The following is a 22274-nucleotide window of genomic DNA, read 5'->3' on the forward strand; positions in this document are numbered from 1 at the left end:
GCGACCGATGCGGCGGCGGGGGGCGATCGAGCGGGAYTGGGCTGGAGGGGGTTACTTCAGCGTGTCCGGGGAGCCTGGCGTTGCAGGCCCCGCCCGCCGTCGGCGTCGAACGGGGACAAAGCGCGTGTATTGCCCATTGGCCCGCGCCCTCGGCGGCTGGGACTGGCYCGAAAGGGKYGSTYCCGGRTCCGGCTAAGCCTCAACAGGGCTGCCCACCGGATGCTGGCGGATAACGATGGCGCGGAGCGGTCGGCTTCGTCGAAACGGTAACAACACAAAGAACTCCGGACGTCGTCCGGCGCTCCGCGACCCTTTCCATCAGCTCAGCGAGCAGTCGCGTGAGGCGGCGAGCCGTGCCTCCAAGGCCCTCCCCCTGTGGGGGAGGTGTCGGCGCAGCCGACGGAGGGGGGCGTGATCGGCAGATGGCCACACCCCGGATCGACGCCCCTAAAACTCCCCCCACCGATCGCTGCGCGATCGCCTCCCCCACAGGGGGAGGGTTTGGATCTGGAAGGACGGACCTCGCCCCAGAATCCTTGACATCCACGCCCCCTCATGCGCCTTTCCGCGCCTTGCAAATCATCGCGTTTCAAAGACTTTCCATGACCTCGACGCACGCCTATCGCACCCATACCTGCGGCGCCCTGCGGGCCTCCGACACCGGAAACCCCGTCCGCCTGTCGGGCTGGATCCACCGCAAGCGCGACCACGGCGGCCTGGTCTTCATCGACCTGCGCGACCATTACGGCCTGACCCAGCTGGTGCTGCACCCCGAAACCCCGGGCTTCGCCACGGTCGAGCGCCTGCGCGCCGAGAGCGTGATCAAGATCGACGGCGAGGTCGTGGCCCGCGACGCCAGCGTCGTGAACCCCAACCTGCCGACCGGCGAGATCGAGATCCGCGTCACCGCCGTCGAGGTGCTGTCCGAGGCCGCCGAGCTGCCGCTGCCGGTGTTCGGCGAGCCGGACTACCCCGAGGAAATCCGCCTCAAGCACCGCTATCTCGACCTGCGTCGCGAGACCCTGCACAAGAACATCGTGCTGCGCAGCAAGGTGATCCAGTCGATCCGCTCGCGGATGTTCGCCCAGGGCTTCAACGAGTTCCAGACCCCGATCCTGACGGCGTCGTCGCCGGAAGGGGCGCGCGACTTCCTGGTGCCCTCGCGCCTGCATCCGGGCAAGTTCTACGCGCTGCCCCAGGCGCCCCAGCAGTTCAAGCAGCTGCTGATGGTCTCGGGCTTCGACCGCTACTTCCAGATCGCCCCGTGCTTCCGCGACGAGGACCTGCGCGCCGACCGTTCGCTGGAATTCTACCAGCTCGACGTCGAGATGAGCTTCGTGACCCAGGAAGACGTGTTCGCGGCCATCGAGCCGGTGATGCACGGCGTGTTCGAGGAGTTCTCGGGCGGCAAGCCGGTGTCGCCGATCGACGGCGTCCACACCTTCACCAACGATTTCGGCGCGACGCTGGAGCACAAGGGCTTCGAGCGCCTGACCTACGCCCAGTCGATGGCCTGGTACGGCAGTGACAAGCCGGACCTGCGCAACCCGATCAAGATGGCCGACGTCTCCGAGCACTTCCGCGACGGCGGTTTCGGCCTGTTCGCCAAGATCCTGGGCGCGGACGCCAAGAACGCCATCTGGGCCATTCCGGCCCCGACCGGCGGTTCGCGGGCCTTCTGCGACCGCATGAACTCGTGGGCCCAAGGCGAAGGCCAGCCGGGCCTGGGCTACGTCTTCTGGTCGGAAGACCAGGGCGGCTGGGGCGGTCCGATCGCCAAGAACCTGGGCGAGCCGACCCAGGCGCTGATGGAGTCGCTGGGCCTGGGCAAGGGCGACGCCGCCTTCTTCGTGGCCGGCGACCCGGCCGTGTTCGCCAAGTTCGCCGGCCTGGCCCGCACCCGGGTCGGGACCGAGCTGAAGCTGGTGGCCGAGGAGCAGTTCAAGTTCTGCTGGATCGTCGACTTCCCGATGTTCGAATGGAACGAGGACGAGAAAAAGGTCGACTTCTCGCACAACCCGTTCTCGATGCCGCAGGGCGGCCTGGAGGCCCTGGAGACCCAGGACCCGCTGACCATCCGCGCCTACCAGTACGACATCGTCTGCAACGGCTACGAGCTGTGCTCGGGCGCGATCCGGAACCACAAGCCGGAGATCATGCTCAAGGCCTTCGAGACCGCCGGCTACGGCGCCGAGGTGGTCGAGGAGCAGTTCGGCGGCATGCTGAACGCCTTCCGCTTCGGGGCCCCGCCGCACGGCGGCCTGGCCCCCGGCATCGACCGGATCGTCATGCTGCTGGCCGAGCAGGTCGCCATCCGCGAGGTCATCGCCTTCCCGCTGAACCAGCAGGGCCAGGACCTGCTGATGAACGCCCCGGCCGAGGCCCAGGACCGCCAGTACAAGGAACTGCACATCCGCTCGGCCCCGCCGATCAAGGTGTAGCGACCAAAGAAAAAGGCCCCGGTTCACACCGGGGCCTTTTGAATTTCAGGGCCTGAGCCGGGCCTAGTACTTCGGCTCTTTCGGCGGCTTGGGCGGCTTCGGCGGCCTGGGCGCGGAGGCGGACACGCGGGCCGCGGCCTCGATCTCGGCGCGGTGCGCCTCCACCTCGGCCCGGGCGGCTTCGGCCTGGGCGCGCTGGAAGCTGGGGCTGACGCGAACCCGGACATTGACCCCGCAGTTGCGGACGACCAGGCCGCGCGGCAGCCGGGTGGCCTGGTCGCCGCAGGCCTCGTCCAGCTGGTCCTGGTCCAGCCCCCGGGCGTTGGACAGGTCGGCCCCGTTCAGGCTGGCGCCCGAGAGGTCCGCGCCCCGGAAGTCGGCGCCGTTGAAGATCGCGCCGCGCAGGGTGGTGCCGGTGAACTCGGCGTCGCGGAAGCTGGCCCGCTCGAAATTGCCGCCGCTCATGTTGCTGGCGTTCAGCTCGGCCGAGCTGAAGTTGGCGCCCTTGGCGCTGACGCCCTGCATGTTGGCGCCGATCAGCTCGCTGCTCGACAGGTTGGCGCGCTCCAGGTTCGCGCCCTGGAAGCTGGCGCCGTGCAGTTCGCTGCTGGACAGGTCGACCCGGCCCAGGTCGGCGCCGATGAAGTTGGCGCCGCTGCTCTCGATGCCCGACAGCTTGGCGTCGGTGAAGATGGCGTGGGAGAAGCCGGCGCCGCGCATCTCGGCGCCGCGCAGATCGGCCCGCGACAGGTCCGCGCCGGTGAAGTTGGAGCCGAAGAAGCTGGCGCCGCGCAGGTCCGCGCCGATCAGATTGGCCTTGGCGTAGTTGGCGCCGGTGAAACGCGCGCCGGTCAGCTTGCGGCCCGACAGCTCGCAGCTCACGCAGGCGCCGCCCAGCGAGATCATCTTGGCCACGTCCTTGTCCTCGACCCCGGCATAGGCCTGATGAGCCATGGCCGACAGGGCGAGCGACAGAGCGGCGACAGTGATCCGCAAGCGGGACATCAAAACCTCCAGACCGGTCAGATAAGCGACCGTATGGGTTACGATTTGGGACCGGCGGCTCTCAAGCGCCACTTAAATCGCGGTAATGACGGAAGTTTAACGGCAAGCGGGCACGGAAAACCCGCGTGGCAAGCGGGTGGACAGATCGCCGCAGGCCCGGTTCAGCTGGGCCTGGGACAGGCCGACGGCGCGGTCCATCTCGGCTCCGGACAGGTTCGCCCCGGTCAGGGTCGCGCCCCGGAAGTTGGCCCCTTCCAGGTAGGCGCCGACCAGGCTGGCGTTGGTCAGGTTGGCGCCCGCGAAGCTGGCCCCGCCGAACACGCCGCCGTAGAAATTGACGTCGCGCAGGTCGCCGCCGGCGAAGCTGGTACGGTTCATCTCGGCCAGGCTGAGATCGGCTTGGCGCAGGCGGGCCCCGGCCAGGTTCTTGCCCTTCAGCACCTTGCCCGACAGATCGGCCTGGAACAGGTTGCAGCCCGGGCAGTTGGCGCCGCCCCGGACCTTGGCGATCTGGCCGGCGTTCTGGGCCGACGCGGGCGCGGCGGCGATCAGCAGACCGGCGGCGACGAGGATCGAGAGCAGCGGTTTCATTGTGGCGCGGGTCTTTCGGCGGGAACGGCGATTAAGCATGACCTTGCAAGCTTAAGGCCAAGCAAATGCCTAGCCGGCGTCGCTTTCGCCCCGGGAGCCGTCGCCGGCCTGGGTTCCGCAGCTGTCGCACACCACCAGCCCGCCCTTGCGGCTCAGCGCCAGGTCGCCGCACGACGGGCAGACATCGCCGCTGGAGCCTGCGGGACGAGGCTCCTGATCGCGACGGCCGCCGAACGGCAGGAACACCAGATTGTCCGGCGCCGCGCCACGCGAGAAGCCCTTGGAGATGAACTTGCTGGCGGGCAGGGGCTCGGCCTCGATAGCGCCGTCCTCGACGCCTTCGCCCCGGCCCAGGCCGTCGGCGTTGAACTCTCCCGGATCGGCGTTGGCCAGGTCGTCGCGGCCCAGATACGAAACCCCGAGCTCGCGGAAGATATAGTCGAGGATGGAGGTCGCCGAGCGGATGGAGTCGTTGCCCGTCACCGGCCCGGCCGGCTCGAACTTCGTGAAGACATAGGCGTCGACGAACTCGTCCAGCGGCACGCCGTATTGCAGGCCGATCGAGATGGCGATGGCGAAATTGTTCATCAGGCTGCGGAAGGCGGCCCCTTCCTTGTGCATGTCGATGAAGATCTCGCCGACCTCGCCGTCCTCGTACTCGCCGGTGTGCAGATAGACCTTGTGGCCGCCGACCGCGGCCTTCTGGATATAGCCCTTGCGGCGGTCGGGCAGCTTGCGGCGAGCGCGGCCGCCACGTTCCACGATCCGCTCGACTACACGCTCGACGATCCGTTCCTTGACCTGGACGGCGGGAGTCTCGGCGACGGAGGCCTCGGCACGGACCGGCTTGGGCGCTTCGGCTTCGGCCTCGGGCAAGGGGAGGGTGAAGCCCGCGGGCGGCGCGGTGCGGTTCAGGCGCAGGGCCCGGACCCCGGCGCGAGCCGCAGCGGCCTGAAGACGGGCGGCGTCGGCGGGGCGGGCGTCGAACGGCACGTCCAGCACGGCCGGGACCGCCAGGCAGGTGAAGGTCTCGACGGCGGCGATCATCGCCAGGCGATCGGCCAGGACCGGCGCTTCGATGGCGGCGAACAGGGCGCGCAATTCGCCCTCCAGCGCTTCGCAGTCCGACAACCGGCGCGCGCCGAGGGCGTGGCGTTCGGCCGCCTCGATCTCGATCTCGGAGAAGCCGGCGAAGGCCAGGGTGTCGAACCTGGGATCGGCCAGGGCCTCGGCGGGAACGCCCAGCACGTCGCTGAGGAAGCCGGCCCCGATCACGGCCGGGGCGAAGGCGGCGCGCAGACCGTCGGCGTGGCGCAGGGCGTCCTCGGCCTGTTCGATCTCGTGGGCGGTGAAGCCGCGCGCCTGCAGGACCATGTGGTCGATGGCCGGAGCCTCGGCCAGCGAGCCGTGGCCCATGGCGTGACGGCGGGCGGCGTCGAAGTCGGCGCCGGCTTCGGTCAGGCAGACGTGGGCCGCGGCGCTGAAGGTGGGGACCAGCAGGCCGTCGGCGGTTTGCGCCGTCGAGACGGGCGCGGCGGCGGCGGCGTGGCCCAGGGCCTTGCCGCCCAGGCGCAGGGCGGTTTCGGGGTCGGCGAAGGCGGCGACCAGACGCGACGAGCGCAGGCCGTGCTTGCGGGCCAGGCCATGGGYGACGGCCAGGGCGGCGGCGGCTTCCGAGGCCAGGGGCGAGCGCAGGGCGGCGGCGCGCACGCGGCGCTCGGCCAGGCCGCGCAGCACGGTCTGGCGCTCCTGGGCGAAGGCGGGGTCGACGCCGAGCACCGCGGCGGTCTCGGCGCTGGCGCTGAGCGCGGCGCCGACCGTCAGGGCCCAGAGGGCCGAGGCCGCGTCGCGTCCGGCGTCGCCGGCGGCCGAGAGGCCCTGGACCAGCAGCCAGTCGCCGATCCCGGCCAGGCCGATTTCGGCCGGGCGGTCGCCGCGCTCGATCTCCAGGGCCGTGGCCCACAGCCCCACCACCTGGTTGAAGCCGGCGGAGTCGAAGGTCTCGTCGTGCTGGAAGGCGGTGACGTCGATGGCGGCGCGGACCGGCGCGCCCCGGGCCAGGGCCTCGGCGTCCTCGGGCGCCAGGGCCAGGATCAGGGCGCTGGTCTCCCAGCCGATCTGGGCGGCGGCGGAGGCGGCTTCGTCGACGGCGGCCACGCCCTGGCGCGAGGCCGAGGCCACGAGGGGGGCGGGGGTTTGGACGTCGGACTCGATCAGACCCGTGCGTGGCGCGCCGGCCAGGGCGATCGCGTCGAGGATCATGCGGTCGTCGGCGCCCAGGTCCCGGGCCCGGCGCGTGGCGCGGCCCAGGGCGCTGTTCTTGGACGGATCGGCGCAGGCCTTGGCGTCGCCATGGCAGCGCTCGACGGCGTCGCCGACCTGGGCCAGCGCCGCGTCGAGGCGGGCGGCGGCCTTGACGGCCAGTCGCGCCGAACGCCAACGGGCCAGATGCCCTTCGGCGACGCGCTTGAATTCGATCTCGCCGATGTCAGGCAGGCGCTGGGCTGCGGCGGGCGTTCCGACGGGCGAGGCGACGCCGGTCAGCATGGTGGCCAGCAAGGCGTCGCGGAAGGCGTCGGCGTCGGCGTCGTCGCCGAACAGACCGTCCGAAAGGCCGGTCCTGGCCAGGCGATCGGCGTAGCGGGCCGGACCGCCGCCCAGCGGCGCCTCGGCGTCGAACGCCTTGTCGTTCTGATCCTGGACGGCCCAGTCCAGCCAGGCCTCGACCCGCGCGTCGGTCCAGCCCTCGGGCGCCAGCACCTCGATGACGGCGTCGGCGCGCTCGATCTCGCGCAACGCGATGCGCGGGGCGGAGGCGGGGTGTCGGGACTGGATGCGCATGGGCGATTCCGCGGCCTGGGCGCCAGGGTGCGCCAAGAATTAGCCATCCTAGATCGCCGAACAGCGCCCTTCAATAGATGTGGGGCGCCGCAACCCCTCGATCCACAAGATGTTGATATGGCGACCTCGCGCCGGATGCTGGACGCTGGAAGGCCGCCGACCTATAGTCCGGCCGCTTCGCAACGCCTTTGCGTTGCCCGAAACCCTCCCGGATTCTGGACCCTTCCAGATCTGGGACCTTTGCGAGATTGGTGCTGACGCGGTGCTGAAAGCGATCTTCACGTGGTGGAACGGTGCGACCATCGGTCAGCGCTTCCACATTAGCCGTCGTGGCGTGTTCGTGGGCCAGGACGACTACGGCAACCGCTACTTCGAGGCCCGCGACAACAGCGACAGCTATGACGACCGCAAGCGTCGCTGGGTGATCTACGACGGCTACGCCGAGGCTTCCAAGGTCCCGCCCGAATGGAGCGGCTGGCTGCACTATACGTTCGACGAGCCGCCGACCACGGCGCCGCTGAAGCGTCGCAGCTGGGAAAAGGATCACCATCCCAACCTGACCGGCACCATCTACGCCTGGCGTCCGAAGGGCTCGCTGGCCCGTGGCGGCGAGCGCGCAGTCGCCACCAGCGACTACAAGCCCTGGTCGCCAGAATAGGATGACGATCCGGCGGCCCTCGACGAGCGTGGCGATGCTGGCCCTGGCGGGTTCGCTCGTCGGCGGCGGCGCCTGGGCGCTGCAGAACGCGCCACAGCAACCGCCTGCCGCCCAGACGCCGCCGACGGCCCCCGCGCCGACGGTCGCGCCGCAGCCGTCCCGCCAGGGACCTGGCGCGCGCCCTATTACGCCTGCGCCGGCAGCCCAACCCGCCGCCCAACAGCCCGCCCCAGCGACCGAGCCCACACCGGCCGTCAAGGGGCCTGCTCCGCCAGCGCCGGCCGCCAAGCCCGTGGTGACCGTGCCCGAGAAGCCCGCGGAACCGATCAAGCGCGCGCGCTCGTCGATCGCCATCATCCAGGCCCTGGACAAGGTGACGACCGAGACGATGCGGTTCGAAGCGCCGGTCGGCCAGCCGATCCGCTACAAGACCCTGGTGTTCACGGTCCGCGCCTGCGAGACGACCGCGCCCGACGAGGACGCCCCGGACTCCGTGGCCTATGTCACCGTCGACACCCAGCCCAAGGCCCTGCCGGGCCGCGTGGCGCCGCCCGGACGTCAGATCTACAAGGGCTGGATGTACGCCAATTCACCGGGTCTGAACCCGCTGGAGCATCCGGTCTATGACGCCTGGCTGATCGCCTGCAAGACCTCGGCTCCGGTGGCCCCGGCCGCCAGCCGATAGAAGTCGGCCTGGGCCGTCCAGGCCCGGCCAAGCCGGCGGCGATAGTCGGCGCGCGAGATCTCCACCGTTCCGAACTGTTCGAGATGCTCGGTGATGAACTGGGTGTCCAGCAGCCGGTAGTCGCCGGCGACCAGACGACCGACCAGATGGACCAGCGCCACCTTGCTGGCGTCGCGGCGGGTCGAGAACATGCTCTCGCCGAAGAAGCACGCCCCGAACGCCACGCCGTAGAGGCCGCCGACCAGCTCCTCGCCGTCCCAGCATTCGACGCTGTGGGCCAGGCCGCGCGCGAACAGCTGGCTGTAGAGCCGTTGGATCGGATTGTTGATCCAGGTTTCGAGCCTGCCCGGCCGCGCGGTCGCGCAGGCCTCGACGACGGCGTCGAAGGCGGAGTCGATGCGGATTTCGAACGGTTCGGCCCGGACGGTGCGGGCCAGGCGGCGCGGGACGTGCACGCCGTCCAGCGGCAGCACGCCCCGGCGTTCCGGGTCGATCAGGAAGATGCTCTCGTCCTGGCGGGCGTCCGCCATCGGGAAGACGCCGCGCTCGTAGCAGGCGATGAGATCATCGACCGTGAAGGCGTCGTCATCCATGGCTGGCCGTGAACCCCAGGTGGGCCTGATCCCGAAGCGTCGTCATCCCTTCGAACAAGTCGGGGGATGACGACGATTTTAAGGTCAGCCCTGCGCCTTGATCCAGCGCTCCAGCCAGTGGATGTCGTAGTCCCCGGCCAGGATGTCGGGCTGCACCAGCAGGTCCTGGAACAGCGGGATCGTGGTTTCGATGCCGCCGACGACCATTTCACCCAGGCAACGGCGCAGGCGCGCGATGCACTCCTCGCGATCGCGGCCATGGACGATCAGCTTGCCGATCAGGCTGTCGTAATAGGGCGGGATCGCGTAGCCGGTGTAGATCGCCGAATCCAGCCGCACGCCCAGGCCGCCGGGGGCGTGGAAGTCGGTGATGGTGCCGGGCGACGGCGTGAAGGTCCGGGCGTTCTCGGCGTTGATCCGGCACTCGATGGCGTGGCCTTCGAACACCACCTCGTCCTGGGTGAACGACAGCGGCAGGCCGGCGGCGATGCGGATCTGTTCGCGCACCAGGTCGATGCCGGTGATGGCTTCGGTGACCGGGTGCTCGACCTGCAGGCGGGTGTTCATCTCGATGAAGAAGAACTCGCCGTTCTCCCACAGGAACTCGATGGTGCCGACGCCGAGGTAGCCGATGGCCTTGACGGCGTCGACGACGATCTTGCCGATCTTGGCGCGGTCCGCGGCGCCCAGGGCGGGCGAGGGGGCTTCTTCCAGCACCTTCTGGTGACGACGCTGCAGCGAGCAGTCGCGCTCGCCCAGGTGCACCACGTTGCCATGGCTGTCGGCGATGACCTGCAGCTCGATGTGACGCGGCTTCTGGAGGTAGCGCTCCATGTAGACCGTGTCGTCGCCGAAGGCGGCGCGGGCTTCCGAGCGGGCCGTGGAGACGGCTTCCGCCAGGTCTTCGCGGGTCTGGGCCACTTTCATGCCGCGACCGCCGCCGCCGGAAGCGGCCTTGATCAGCACGGGGAAGCCGATCTTCTCGGCGGCTTCGAAGGCCTCTTCCTCGGTCGACACGCCGCCGTCCGAGCCGGGAACCACGGGGATGCCCGCGTCCTTGACGGCCTGCTTGGCGGTGATCTTGTCGCCCATCATCCGGATGTGTTCCGGCTTGGGCCCGATGAAGGTGTAGCCGTGCGCGCCGACGATCTCGGCGAACCGGGCGTTCTCGGACAGGAAGCCGTAACCCGGGTGGATCGCCTGGGCGCCGGTGATCTCGGCGGCCGCGATGATCGACGGGATGTTCAGGTAGCTCTTGGCGGCCGAGGCCGGGCCGATGCAGACGCTTTCGTCGGCCAGCCGCACCCACATGGAATTGGCGTCGGCCTCGGAGTGGACCGCCACGGTGGCGATGCCCATTTCCTTGCAGGCGCGGTGAACCCGAAGCGCGATCTCGCCTCGGTTCGCGATGAGGATCTTGTCAAACATGCCGATTACTCGACGATGACGAGCGGCTCGCCGAACTCGACGGGCTGGGCGTCTGCCACCAGGATTTCGACAACCTTACCGGCCTTCGGGGCCGAGATCGGGTTCATGGTCTTCATGGCTTCGACGATCAGCAGGGTCTGGCCGGCGCTCACGGTGTCGCCCACCTTGATGAAGGCGTCGGCGCCGGGCTGGGGCGACAGATAGACGGTGCCGACCATCGGCGATTTCACGGCTTCGCCGGCGTGGGCGGCCGGCGCGGGCGCGGCGGCTTCAGCGGCGGGCGCGGCGGCGAGGGGAGCCGGGGCGGGCGCATAGGCCTGGGCGGCCGGGGCCTGGACGTACTGGGTGGCCTGGGCGGCGACGGTCAGTTCGCGGGCGACCCGGATCTTCAGGCCGGCGTGCTCGACCTCGATCTCCGACAGGCCGGTGTCCTTCAGGATGTCGGCCAGCTTGCGGACCAGGCGGGCGTCGATCGACGGAGTCTCGACCGGATCGGCGGGGGCCTTGGGATTGGACATGGAAGCTTACCTTGCTGTCTTCTGAAGCCGGGGTCGCCGGCTAGTTCGCGCCGATCAGGCCGGCAGCGGCCTCGATCGCCAGTTCATAGCTCGCCGCGCCGAAGCCGGAGACAATCCCGGTCGCGGCGAGCGAAACGAAGGTGTGGCGGCGGAAATCTTCACGCGCCGCCGGGTTGGACAGGTGACACTCGATGACCGGGATGTTCAAGGTCTTCAGGGCGTCGAGGAGAGCGATCGACGTATGGCCGTAGCCCGCCGGGTTAATCACCAACGCGCAGGCTTCCGTCCGGGCCTCCTGGACCCAGTCGATCAGCACGCCTTCGTGATTGCTCTGCCGGAAGACGACGGAAAGGCCCCGAGCGGCCGCGCGCGCCTCGCAGCGCGTACGGACATCGTCGAGCGTGTCCTTGCCGTAGATCTCGGGCTCGCGCGTTCCCAACAGGTTGAGGTTGGGTCCGCTCAGCACATGGATCGGTTTTACCATTCGGCTCCGCCGTCGATTCCGGGAGGTCTTGTATAGCCGGTTCCCCCGCGTCACAAGCAGGGCTCGCTTCGGAGGTGACATGAAGCTTCTCTTGAACGGCGAGGAACGGCATATCGCCGACGTCGTCAGCATCGCGGATCTGGTGTCCGCCCTGGGCCTGGACGCCCGCAAGGTGGCGGTGGAGCGCAATCTCGAGATCGCGCCGCGCTCGACCTATGCCGACGTGCGCCTGGCCGACGGCGACCGAATCGAGATCGTGACGTTCATCGGCGGCGGCTAGGTCTGCGGGTTTGAAACCCGGGGCGCGGAGGCGTAAACCGGCCCCATGAACGCGCATGTCTCCCCCGAATCCGCCGTCCCCGTTTCCGAAGATACGTGGACCGTCGCCGGCCGCACTTTCCGTTCGCGACTGATCGTCGGCACCGGCAAGTACAAGGACTACGCCACCAACGCCGCGGCGGCGAAGGCGGCGGGGGCCGAGATCGTCACGGTGGCCGTGCGTCGCGTGAACCTGACCGATCCGACCCAGCCGCTGCTGGTCGACTACGTCAAACCCACCGAATTCACGTTTTTGCCCAATACGGCGGGCTGCTTCACCGGCGAGGACGCCGTGCGCACCCTGCGCCTGGCCCGGGAGGCGGGCGGCTGGGATCTGGTGAAGCTGGAAGTGCTGTCCGACCCCAAGACGCTCTATCCGGACATGGAAGAGACGTTGCGCTCGCTGAAGCTGCTGGTCGCCGAGGGCTTCCAGGTGATGGTCTATTGCTCGGACGATCCGGTCTATTGCCGCAAGCTGGAAGAGGCCGGCGCGGTGGCGATCATGCCGCTGGGCGCGCCGATCGGCTCGGGCCTGGGCATCCAGAACCGCGTGAACCTGCGGATCATCGTCGAGAACGCCAAGGTGCCGGTCCTGGTCGACGCCGGCGTCGGCACGGCTTCGGACGCCGCGATCGGCATGGAGCTGGGCTGCGACGCGATCCTGATGAACACGGCCATCGCCGAGGCCAAGGACCCCATCCGCATGGCTCGGGCCATGAAGCACGCGGTGATCGCCGGTCGCGAGGCCTATCTGGCCGGGCGGATGCAGAAACGGCTCTACGCCGATCCCAGCTCGCCGCTGGCGGGCCTGATCTAGGTCAGGCCTTCACGTCGAGCAGCGATCCCTTCTTCATGGCGGGATCGTTCTGGACCTGCTCCTTGATCTGCTTCTTGAGCTCGTCCTCGATCTTCTGGCGCTCCTCGGGGCTCATCGCCTTCATCTGCTCTTCGGTGACGCCCATCTTCGCCAGCATGGCCGCGCGCATCTTCTGCGCCGGCGTCAGCTTGGCGTAGTCCATGAACTCGTCCTTGGCCGACTTCGCGGGCCCGGCGGCCAGCGGATCGGACGACGAAGTCGCCGGCTTGGCGGCCGTGGCGGCGTTGATCTTCGACAGGGTCGCGGCGGCGAGAGACGCCAGGATGCTGGGACCGGAAACGAGCATGGAAATCTCCGCCGTAAGAGGGCGGGTCATGCCAAGCAAGAGCCGTGCGCGCTTTGCGTCTCAGGGATTTCAATAGGTTGCCGAAAGCTTGCCGAGCCCCACGGCAGAGTTGGCCGAGCAGTTCCTTCCGGGCCGGCCAGATCTGCCCCGCCGCTCGGGGGCGCTAGACCTTCTTGGCCTTGCCCGCCCGGGCCTGTTCGATCGCCAGTTTGAGGGCGTGCATGTCGGCGCCGGGGATCATCTGGTCGCCGACGAAGAAGGCCGGCGTGCCTTCGATGGCCAGGGCCTCGGCCAGGGCGTGGGTGTCGGCCAGGTGCTGGGTGGTGGCCGCGGACGTGGCCGAGGCGCGGGCCTTGGCCATGTCGATGCCCAGGTCCTGGGCGATGCGCAGGACGCTGGCCTCGTCGAGGCTCTTCTCGGCCATCAGGCGTTTGTGCAGCTCGATCGTCTTGCCCTGGTCCTTGGCGCCCAGGACCATGCGCGCGGCGACTTCGGAGTCGTGGCCGAAGATCACGAAATCCTTGAACACGAAGCGCACGTCGGGGTTCTTCTGGATCAGCTCGACGATCTGCGGCGCGGCCAGCTTGCAGTAGCCGCAGCGGTAGTCGAAGAACTCGACGACGGTGACCGAACCGTTCGGATTGGCCACGAAATCGCGCGGATCACGTTCCAGCGCCTGGCGATACTTGTTCATCGCGCTCTTGGCGTTCTTGGTCTTCTCGGCGGTCTGCTTTTCCTGGAGCTTGGTGCTCATCTCGACCAGCACCTCGGGGTGCTCGATCAGATAGGCGTGCACCTTCTCGCCGAACGCCTTGTCGGCGTTGGCCTGGCCGCAGCCGATCAGCGAGAGAGCGGCGATGGACGCGGCGGCGAACGCCATCGGACGGAGCGACAGGGGCATGGAGATCTCTGGAAAGGGGCGGCCTAGCGGCGCAGGCCCGAGGTGACGGCGCCTTCCTTGGCCAAGTCCTTGAGGTCCTGGTTGGAAGGATTGGAAGTCAGGACGATGTCGGTGGCGCGACGCCATTCGACGCTGTCCTTCTTGAGCAGTTCACGGGCCCGCATCGCGAAGACCCGGGCCTCCTGGGTTGCGCCCATGTTGAAATACTGCTCGGCGGTAGCCAGGCGCGCCCGGCCGTCCTCGCCGCGCTTGTCGTAGGCCTGGGCCAGCAGGCGCCAGGCGACGGAATTGTCGCTTTCGTCGAGCAGCGAGCGCTTCAGTTCGCTGATGCCCTCCTCGACCTTCTTGGGGTCGTCGAGGCCAATCAGGGTCTGGCCCAAATTGACGCGCAGCAGCGCGGCGTCCGGCTTCAGCGCCACCGAGCGGCGTTGGGGCTCCTCGGCTTCCTTGACGCGGTTGAACTCGAACAGAATCTGGCCCTTGAGCTCCCAGAGGTAGGGATTGTTCGGGTTCTCGGTGATCAGGCCGTCCAGGATCTTCAGGGCCCGGTCGGGCTCCTTCATCTGGTAATAGGCGATGGCCCGGGCGTAACGGGCCGGGAAGGCCCGGTCGTTTTCCTTGTACTTCGTGATCGCGATGCCGGGATTGAGGAACCCCTCCAGCTTGGCCTTCATGATCTCGTGTTCGGCCAGGGAGGCGGGATCGTCGACGGCGTTGTAGTGCGGCAGCTTCTCGACGCGGCTGCGCAGGGCGTCGATCCGGTCGCCCGAGAGGGGGTGGCTGCGGAAATAGGCGTAGCGCCGCGACTGGTCGAAGACCTCCTGGTAGCGGAAGTTGTCGAAGAACTCGACGAGGCCGCGGCCCGACTGGCCGGTGGCTTCGAGGAAGCCGGCGCCGGCCTGGTCGGCGCGTGATTCCTGGTCGCGGCTGTAGCCCAGGGCGCCCAGTTGGCCGAAGTAGCTGGCGTTGCCGAGCAGGACCGCGCCGGCGTCCGGAGCGCCGGCCAGGGCGGCCAGGACGCCCAGGCCCATGGTCAGGATCATCGGCTTGAGGCCGGCCCGCATCATCTCGCCCGAACGCAGCGGGTGCGCGCCGGCCAAGTGCCCGGTTTCGTGGGCGATGACGCCCTTCAACTGGTTGGGCGTCTCGGTCTGCAGAATCAGGCCGGTGTTGAGGCCCATCATCAGGCCCTGGGTGGCGAAGGCGTTCAGTTCCTTGTCGCCCACCAGCAGGATGCGGACCGTCTTCGGATCCAGTCCCGCCGCCGCGTAGATCGGGTCGGCGTCGCGGTGGAGGATTTCCTCGATCTCGGTGTCGCGGATCAGCGAAGGGCCGTCCTGCGCGTGGGCCGGCGCGACCGGAGCGAGGATGGCCGTCAGCAAGGCCAGCGCCGACAGCGCCGATCCCGTTTTCCTGGACAATCTTTCGGAAGCCGCCCTTATCCGGGAGGTCATCGAACTCTCCTGATCGCGCCCCCGCGCTCAAGCCGGCAGTCTAACGCGGTTCTCGACGACCTGGGAACATCCGTCGAACGAGCATCCGCGGATATAGGTGCAAAGCCCGGCGGGACCAGGGTCCCGCCGGGGCTGCATTCAGGGATTTTAGCCGCGACGCCACCAGCCGCGCTTGGGCTTCTCGGGCGGCGTCACGATTTCGGCCGGATCGGGTTCGGACACGACCGGAGCCGGCTCCGCCGCGGCGACCGCGACGGGTTCCGGTTCGGCGATCGGTTCCGGGGCGGCCTTGACCGCCACCGGAGCCTCGACCTCGACATCGGCCGCGACCAGCGGCGTTTCCTCGACCGCTTCGACGGCGGGCGTTTCGACAGTCGCTTCGGCCGAAACCTCGGCGTCGCCGGTCTTGCGGCCGCGGCTGCGGGGACGACGCGCCTTCTTGGGGGCTTCGTCCTGCGGCGGCAGTTCGACCCAGACGTCGGCCGGCGGGCCTTCGATCACGGGCGGCGGCAGCGGGGCGGCTTCCAGCTCGGCGACGTCGACGCGTTGGGCGGGGGTGCGTTCGGCGCCGAAGGTCTCGGAGGACGCCTCGGTCCGCTCGCCGCGTTCGCCACGACCGCGTCCACGACGACCGCCGCGTTCACCGCGCTCGGCCCGCTCGGGACGCTCGGCGCGTTCCGCCACCGGGGCTTCCACGCGTTCCGGGCGCTCAGGGCGTTCCGGACGTTCGGCGCGCTCGGGGCGAGCGCCGCGACCGTCCAGTTCCGCCGGGTCGTGCCAGACGAAGGCGTTCTCGCCGAACGGCACCCGCGGACGGGTCCAGGCGAAGGCGTCGGCCGGACGATCGCCGTCCTCGCGACCGCCGCGACGACCGCCGCGACGTCCACGACGGCGACGACGGCGGCGCGATTCCTCGTCCTCACCCTCGATGTCGCCCTCGGCGCGGTCAGCGCCTTCGGCGTCTTCCTCGTCTTCGTCGCCGGCGGCCTCGGCCGGGGCTTCGTCACGCTCGTCGCGACGACCGCCGCGACGGCGGCGCTTGCGGCCGCGACGGCCAGCTTCATCCTCGGCCGGTTCGGCGCGAGCCGGACGGGCGGCGCGGGGCGCGGCGTCGTCTTCGCTCTCGTCTTCGTCCTCGGAGACGATCTCTTCGTCTTCGTCTTCTTCCTCGTCGTCGAACGCCTCGTCGTCATAGACGGGGTCCGGCTCGATCGGCGCGAAGATCTGCGGGGCAGGGCGCTCGCCCAGCTCGGTGCGATCGATGTCGTGTTCAGCCTGGTGCAGGCTGTCGTCGACCAGGACCGTGACGAACAGGGCGTGGGTCTGCTGCAGGCGCAGCAGATAGGCGCGCTTTTCGTTGAGGATGTAGATGCCGACCGGGCGGCTGACCTTCAGGGTGACGGCGCCGCCGCCCTTCAGGGCCTCGACCTCGACCGCGCGCAGGGCGGCCAGGGCGCTGGATTCGACCGAGCGGACGCGGCCGGTGCCGTCGCAGTGTTCGCAGACGTGGGTGGTGCCTTCCAGCACGCCGGTGCGGCGACGCTGGCGGCTGATCTCCATCAGGCCGAACCCGCTGATCTTGCCCATCTGGATGCGGGCGCGATCGTCCTTGAGGGAGTCCTTGAGGACCTTCTCGACGGCGCGGTTGTTCTTGCCTTCATCCATGTCGATGAAGTCGATGACGATCAGGCCGGCCAGATCGCGCAGACGCAACTGGCGGGCGGCTTCTTCCGCCGCTTCCATGTTGGTCTTCAGCGCGGTGGCTTCGATGTTGCGCTCGCGCGTGGCCTTGCCCGAGTTGACGTCGATGGCGACCAGGGCCTCGGTCTGGTTGATCACCAAATAGCCGCCGGAGCGCAGCGGCACGACCGGCGAATAGATCTGGGCCAGGTGGTCTTCGATCTTGTGCTTGACGAACAGCGGCGCCGGCTCGCGATACGGGAAGACCTTCTTGGCCTGGCTCGGCATCAGCATGCGCATGAAGTCGCGCGCTTCCTTGTAGCCGGCCTCGCCCTCGACCCAGATGCCCTCCAGGTCCTTGTCGTACATGTCGCGGATGGCGCGTTTGACGAGGTCTTCTTCCTCGTAGATCAGCGCCGGAGCGATCGAGTGCAGCGTGTTGTCGCGGATGTTCTCCCACAGACGCAGCAGGTACTCGTAGTCGCGCTTGATCTCGGCCTTGGTGCGCTTGGCGCCGGCCGTGCGGACGATCAGGCCCATGCCCTGCGGCACGTCCAGGCCCTGCACGACGCTCTTGAGGCGCTTGCGGTCGGTGACCGTGGTGATCTTACGGCTGATGCCGCCGCCACGGGCGGTGTTGGGCATCAGGACGCCGTACCGGCCGGCTAGCGACAGGTAGGTGGTCAGGGCCGCGCCCTTGTTGCCGCGCTCTTCCTTGACGACCTGGACCAGCATGATCTGCCGGCGGCGGATCACCTCCTGGATCTTGTACTTGCGCATCAGGCGGCGCTTGCGGCGCGCCAGTTCTTCCTCGACGGCGTCTTCCTCGTCGTCGACCGCGTCGCCGTCATTGTCCTCGCGGGCGTGCTGGTGATCGTCCTCGTCGTCGTGCGAATCGTCGCGCATCAGCGCTTCGCGGTCGGCGACCGGGATCTGGTAGTAATCCGGGTGGATTTCGTTGAAGGCGAGGAAGCCGTGGCGATTGCCGCCGTACTCGATGAACGCAGCCTGGAGGCTGGGCTCAACGCGGGTCACCTTGGCGAGATAGATATTTCCTCGGAGTTGCTTTCGGGTCTGGCTCTCGAAATCGAACTCTTCAACCCGCGTACCATCCACGACCACCACACGCGTCTCTTCGGCGTGGGCGGCGTCGATCAACATCTTCTTCGACATAAAGGGTATCTCCACGGCGCGCGGCGGACGCTAGGTCCGGGCGCCGATATGATTGAAAGGCGCGCACGTCACCGCCCGTCGCCCCGCCGAAGCGGTTGCGGAAGGTCGGTCGCCAAAGGCGGTCGGGTGCGGCGCAGCCCATAAGGTTTCTGTGTTCCTTAAACGCGCCGGGGGGCGCGGATCGGATGGAGCGTCGACGCCGGAGCGGCTTAAGGGTCCGACGCGGGCCCTGCGGGACGATCCAGGCGAAGGCTTCGCGCCTCACGCTGGTAATCGAGCCCAAACTCGTTTCAGTCCGGCGGTTCCGGCCGCGACCGCGATTTGCATCCTTAAGAATGCAAGCACGTCCGCGAGATAGGAACCGCTCACGCTTTCCGCCATGACGATCACGGCGCTCAGCGCGCGGACCATAGTCTAGCAACATCGCGCGGTAAAAGAAAAGCGCTCGACGATCCGCACCTGCGCGGCCATGTCGCGTTTGAGGTTAACGCTTTCTCTACCGAAACATGCGGATATCGGTTTTTGGGTTTAGGTTGAGCGCCTGGGGGCGACGGACGACATGAGCAGGGTTCTGATCTCGGCTGCGAGGACAGGATGGGCGCGGGCGGCGATGATCGTCGGCGGCCTGGCCCTGGCCGGCGTCGCCGTGGCCATGGCCCAGGGCCCGGCGCCAGCCGCTGGCGTCCAGAAGGTCCGCTTCGGCGGCGACCGCAACGAAACCCGCATCGTCATCGACCTGGATCGCGCGGCCACCGGCAAGCTGTTGGCCGACGGCGCGACGGATCGCCGTGTGGTGATCGGCCTGCCCAATGTCACGACGGCCGGCGATCTGCAGGGCTCGGGCCAGGGGCTGGTCGAGCGCTGGGCGATCGACGAAGCCGCCGGCGGCGCGCGACTGCGCCTCGACCTGAAGGCCAACGCCGAGGTCCGCCGCCGCTTCCTGCTGCCGCCTGGCGACGGCGCGTCGGCCTATCGCTACGTCATCGACCTGAAGTCCACGGACGCGCCGGGCGCGCTCCAGGCGCCGGTCCTGAAGCCGACCCTGGTCTCGACGCCGGTGAAGGCCTCGGCCCTGCGCCTGAAGAAGGTCATCGTCATCGACGCCGGTCACGGCGGCAAGGATCCAGGATCGTCCGGCGCCAACACCGCCGAGAAGGACGTCACCCTGGCCGCGGCCAAGGCGCTGAAGACCAAGCTGGAGAAGTCCGGCCGCTACACCGTGGTCATGACCCGCCAGTCGGACACCTTCGTGCCGCTGGAATCCCGGGTGCAGATCGCTCGCCGGGCCGACGCCGACCTGTTCATCTCGCTGCACGCCGATTCGGGTCCCGACGCGACGACCCGCGGCGCCAGCGTCTACACCTTGTCGGAAAAGGGCACCGAGCGCGTGGCGCGGGTGCTCGAAAAGGACGACTGGCTGATGAAGGCCAATCTGCCGGGCCGCGATCGCGCGGTCAGCCAGATCCTGCTGGATCTTTCGCAACGCGCCACCAAGAACCGCTCGGCCGCCTTCGCCGAAACCCTGTTGCAGTCGGTGGGCGAGGAGACGACCCTGCTGCGCCGCAGCCATCGCGACGCCGGATTCATCGTGCTGCTGGCCCCCGACGTGCCGGCCGTGCTGCTGGAAATGGGCTTCATCACCAATGTCGACGACGAGCAGCTTCTGAAGACCTCGTCCGGCCGCGACCGGCTGATGGACGCCGTCGCCGGCTCGATCGAATCCTATTTCCAGACCCAGACCCGCCTAGCCGCCCGCTAGGCGAAGGGCTTCTGCTCGCTGGACCGGCGAGAGCCGTTGGCGCCTTGCCCGATGCGCGCTAGAGCCATCTGGGGGAAGACGCGTCGGACGTGGCCAATCCCTGCGACCGCAAAACAGCTTACGTTTTTGCCGATCGCGCTCTAGAGGATTCGAACGGAGCGGGCGAAAGTGCGTCGCCCGACGGAGGCTGCGTGGATCTGAAGCCCAGAGAACGATGGATCGCCATCGCCGGCGTCGCGGTGCTGTCCGCGATCGCCGTGGCCGGCTTCACCATCGCCATCTACGCCGCCTGGCTGTTCCACGACATGCCCGACGCGGGCGAACTGCAGGACTACAGGCCGCCGACCGCCACGCGCGTCTACGCCTGGGACGGCACCCTGATCGGCGAATACAGCAAAGAGCGCCGGATCTTCGTGCCCTACGACCAGATCCCGCCCCAACTGGCCCAGGCCTTCCTGGCGGCCGAGGACCACAACTTCTTCAAGCACGGCGGCGTCGACGTCGGCGGCTTCTCGCGCGCCATGCTCAACAACGTCGGCAACGCCGCTCGGGGCCGACGGCTGGAAGGCGGCTCGACGATCACCCAGCAGGTGGCCAAGAACGTCCTGCTGACCAGCGACGCCACGATCGGCCGCAAGTTCAAAGAGGCGATCCTGGCGCACCGCCTGGAGCAATCGCTGTCCAAGCAGCAGATCCTCGAGCTCTATCTCAACGAAATCTGGCTGGGCTACCGCTCCTACGGGGTGGGCGCGGCGGCCTACAACTATTTCGGCAAGTCGCTGCCGGAGCTGACCCTGGCCGAGAGCGCCTATCTGGCCGCCCTGCCGAAGGGACCGGACAACTATCACCCGATCCGGAACAAGGCGAAGGCCAAGGCCCGCCGCGACTGGATCCTGGGCCAGATGGCCGAGCAGGGCTGGATCAGCCAGGACGACGCCCGCAAGGCGATGGCCGAGGACCTGATCGTCCAGGCCGCGCCCAGCCGGGCCAAGTACCGCGACGCCGACTACTTCGTCGAGGAAGTGCGCCAACGCGGCGTGGCCACCCTCGGCCCGCGCCTCAACGAGGGCGGCTACTACATGCGCACCACTTTGGACCCCAAGCTGCAGACCGCGGCCCGCGTGGCGCTGATGGAAGGCCTGGAGAAGTACGACCGCCGCCACGGCTGGCGCGGCGCCTGGGGCCATGTCGAGACCCTCGACGCGGACTGGGAGAAGCAAGCGCTGAAGAGGGCTCCGCCGTCGGAGCGCCGCGGCTGGCGTGCGGCCATCGTCACCTCGGCCTCGGGCGGCGTCCGCCTGGCCAAGGGCGAAGGCGAGGGGGCCATCGCCGGCGAGGACATGGCCTGGGCCAACGCCACCAAGGGCCTGAAGGTCGGCGACCTGGTGTTCGTCGAGAAGTCCGACAGCTCGGCGAACTATCGCCTGCGCCAGACCCCGATCGTCAACGGCGCCCTGGTGGCGATGGAGCCCTATACCGGCCGCGTCGTGGCCTTGGTCGGCGGCTACAGCTACTCGCTGTCGAACTTCAACCGCGCGACCCAGGCGATGCGTCAGCCCGGTTCGGCCTTCAAGCCCTTCGTCTACGCCACGGCCCTGGAGAACGGCTACACGCCGGCCAGCGTGGTGGTCGACAGCGCCATCACCCTGAAGGGGGCCAACGGCGAGGACTGGAGCCCGGAGAATTACCACAAGAAGTTCTATGGGGCCCTGCCGCTCCGCAAGGGCCTGGAGCAGTCGATCAACGCCATGACCGTGCGCCTGGCCCAGAGCGTCGGCATGAAGAAGATCGTCGAGACCGCCAAGAAGACCGGCATCACCCATGAAATGGCCCCGGTGCTGGCCATGGCCCTGGGCGCGGGCGAGACCACGCCGTTCAAGCTGACCACGGCCTATACGCCGTTCGTCAACGGCGGCCGCCGGGTCGAACCGCACCTGATCGAACTGGTGCAGGACCGGGAGGGCAAGGTGATCTTCCGCGCCGACAAGCGCGACTGCGTCCGCTGCAACGCCGGCTTCAACGGCGACGAGAGCCCGCGCATCCCGGCGCTGGGCGAACAGGTCATGGACCCTATCACGGCCTATCAGATCACCTCGATGCTGCAGGGCGTGGTCCAGCGCGGCACCGCCGCCCAGGCCAGCTCGCTGGGCTATCCGCTGGCCGGCAAGACCGGCACGACCAACGAATATCGCAGCGCCTGGTTCATGGGCTATTCGCCCAACCTGGTGGTCGGCGTCTTCATCGGCTTCGACGACAACCGCTCGCTCGGCGAGGGCGAGACCGGCGCGACCGGACCCGTGCCGATCTTCATGGACTTCATGCGCGAGGCCCTGAAGAACCAGCCGAAGACCGAGTTCAAGGTGCCGAAGAACGCCAAGTTCGCCATGGTCCGCGGCATTCGCGAGGCCTTCCGTCCGGGCACCGAGCCCAAGGTCGTCGTGCCGACCGAAAGCACCGGACCCCAGCCCTACGGCGACGCCTGGCCCGGCGGCCAGATCGGCCCGGCCCCCACTCAAGGCCCCGCCAAGCCGCCCACCCAGGCGCCCGACATCAGCGGGCTCTACTAATCGGATTCTACTAAT

At 68.6% G+C, this 22274-nt stretch carries 18 protein-coding genes; 7 read left to right on the forward strand and 11 right to left on the reverse strand.

Annotated elements, in window-relative coordinates:
- Positions 1-602 precede the first annotated feature (602 nt).
- Entirely contained in the window at positions 603-2441 is a 1839-nt protein-coding gene (aspS, locus tag AC1DYP_RS01385) for an aspartate--tRNA ligase (protein WP_477044810.1), read from the forward strand.
- A 63-nt stretch (positions 2442-2504) separates the two neighbouring features.
- Here aspS and AC1DYP_RS01390 read toward each other — a convergent pair whose 3' ends face one another.
- The 3 genes from AC1DYP_RS01390 to AC1DYP_RS01400 all read right to left on the reverse strand — a co-directional run bounded on the left by AC1DYP_RS01390 (position 2505) and on the right by AC1DYP_RS01400 (position 6878).
- Positions 2505-3446: a pentapeptide repeat-containing protein gene (locus tag AC1DYP_RS01390; RefSeq protein ID WP_477044811.1), complete on the reverse strand. Its 942-nt coding sequence runs from the start codon at positions 3444-3446 to the stop codon at positions 2505-2507.
- 96 nt (positions 3447-3542) lie between these two features.
- Entirely contained in the window at positions 3543-4037 is a 495-nt protein-coding gene (locus AC1DYP_RS01395; protein ID WP_477034879.1) for a pentapeptide repeat-containing protein, read from the reverse strand.
- 69 nt (positions 4038-4106) lie between these two features.
- Positions 4107-6878 carry a TSCPD domain-containing protein gene (locus AC1DYP_RS01400; protein WP_477044812.1) on the reverse strand — a complete coding sequence of 924 codons (2772 nt, stop codon included), beginning with the start codon at positions 6876-6878 and terminating at the stop codon, positions 4107-4109.
- A 262-nt stretch (positions 6879-7140) separates the two neighbouring features.
- Here AC1DYP_RS01400 and AC1DYP_RS01405 point away from each other — a divergent pair, with 262 nt between their 5' ends.
- A complete protein-coding gene (locus AC1DYP_RS01405; RefSeq protein ID WP_477034881.1) occupies positions 7141-7536 on the forward strand; it encodes an NADH:ubiquinone oxidoreductase subunit NDUFA12 in 396 nt (131 codons plus the stop codon).
- A gap of 34 nt (positions 7537-7570) precedes the next feature.
- Positions 7571-8221 (forward strand): DUF2155 domain-containing protein, encoded by a 651-nt coding sequence (locus AC1DYP_RS01410; protein WP_477044813.1) that lies wholly within the window; start codon positions 7571-7573, stop codon positions 8219-8221.
- Here the strand turns inward: AC1DYP_RS01410 and aat are convergent.
- The 4 genes from aat to AC1DYP_RS01430 all read right to left on the reverse strand — a co-directional run bounded on the left by aat (position 8158) and on the right by AC1DYP_RS01430 (position 11244).
- Entirely contained in the window at positions 8158-8814 is a 657-nt protein-coding gene (gene aat, locus AC1DYP_RS01415; RefSeq protein ID WP_477044814.1) for a leucyl/phenylalanyl-tRNA--protein transferase, read from the reverse strand. The genes AC1DYP_RS01410 and aat overlap by 64 nt on opposite strands.
- 84 nt (positions 8815-8898) lie before the next feature.
- Positions 8899-10242 (reverse strand): acetyl-CoA carboxylase biotin carboxylase subunit, encoded by a 1344-nt coding sequence (accC, locus tag AC1DYP_RS01420; RefSeq protein ID WP_477044815.1) that lies wholly within the window; start codon positions 10240-10242, stop codon positions 8899-8901.
- A 5-nt stretch (positions 10243-10247) separates the two neighbouring features.
- On the reverse strand, positions 10248-10760 hold the full coding sequence (gene accB, locus AC1DYP_RS01425) for an acetyl-CoA carboxylase biotin carboxyl carrier protein (RefSeq protein WP_477034885.1): 513 nt from the start codon (positions 10758-10760) through the stop codon (positions 10248-10250).
- Positions 10761-10800: 40 nt separating this feature from the next.
- Positions 10801-11244: a type II 3-dehydroquinate dehydratase gene (locus tag AC1DYP_RS01430; RefSeq protein ID WP_310078814.1), complete on the reverse strand. Its 444-nt coding sequence runs from the start codon at positions 11242-11244 to the stop codon at positions 10801-10803.
- A gap of 79 nt (positions 11245-11323) precedes the next feature.
- On the opposite strand from AC1DYP_RS01430, the gene thiS reads away from it, so the two are divergent.
- On the forward strand, positions 11324-11524 hold the full coding sequence (thiS, locus tag AC1DYP_RS01435) for a sulfur carrier protein ThiS (RefSeq protein WP_477034886.1): 201 nt from the start codon (positions 11324-11326) through the stop codon (positions 11522-11524).
- A 45-nt stretch (positions 11525-11569) separates the two neighbouring features.
- Positions 11570-12379, forward strand: coding sequence for a thiazole synthase (locus AC1DYP_RS01440; RefSeq protein ID WP_477034887.1), 810 nt, complete (start codon positions 11570-11572; stop codon positions 12377-12379).
- 1 nt (position 12380) lies between these two features.
- Here the strand turns inward: AC1DYP_RS01440 and AC1DYP_RS01445 are convergent, their stop codons facing one another.
- The 4 genes from AC1DYP_RS01445 to AC1DYP_RS01460 all read right to left on the reverse strand — a co-directional run bounded on the left by AC1DYP_RS01445 (position 12381) and on the right by AC1DYP_RS01460 (position 17933).
- On the reverse strand, positions 12381-12725 hold the full coding sequence (locus tag AC1DYP_RS01445) for a hypothetical protein (RefSeq protein ID WP_477044816.1): 345 nt from the start codon (positions 12723-12725) through the stop codon (positions 12381-12383).
- Positions 12726-12888: 163 nt separating this feature from the next.
- The gene (locus AC1DYP_RS01450) at positions 12889-13626 is read right to left on the reverse strand and encodes a DsbA family protein (RefSeq protein WP_477044817.1); all 738 of its coding nucleotides are present in this window, start codon (positions 13624-13626) and stop codon (positions 12889-12891) included.
- 23 nt (positions 13627-13649) lie between these two features.
- Positions 13650-15080: a M48 family metalloprotease gene (locus AC1DYP_RS01455; RefSeq protein WP_477044818.1), complete on the reverse strand. Its 1431-nt coding sequence runs from the start codon at positions 15078-15080 to the stop codon at positions 13650-13652.
- 147 nt (positions 15081-15227) lie between these two features.
- Positions 15228-17933 (reverse strand): Rne/Rng family ribonuclease, encoded by a 2706-nt coding sequence (locus AC1DYP_RS01460; protein ID WP_477044819.1) that lies wholly within the window; start codon positions 17931-17933, stop codon positions 15228-15230.
- 559 nt (positions 17934-18492) lie between these two features.
- Here AC1DYP_RS01460 and AC1DYP_RS01465 point away from each other — a divergent pair.
- On the forward strand, positions 18493-19692 hold the full coding sequence (locus AC1DYP_RS01465; RefSeq protein ID WP_477044820.1) for an N-acetylmuramoyl-L-alanine amidase family protein: 1200 nt from the start codon (positions 18493-18495) through the stop codon (positions 19690-19692).
- Positions 19693-19883: 191 nt separating this feature from the next.
- Positions 19884-22259, forward strand: a complete 2376-nt coding sequence (locus AC1DYP_RS01470; RefSeq protein WP_477034893.1) for a penicillin-binding protein 1A — start codon at positions 19884-19886, stop codon at positions 22257-22259.
- The last annotated feature ends 15 nt before the right edge of the window (positions 22260-22274 follow it).

It is taken from the genome of Caulobacter sp. P1_D6 (genome assembly GCF_056406095.1).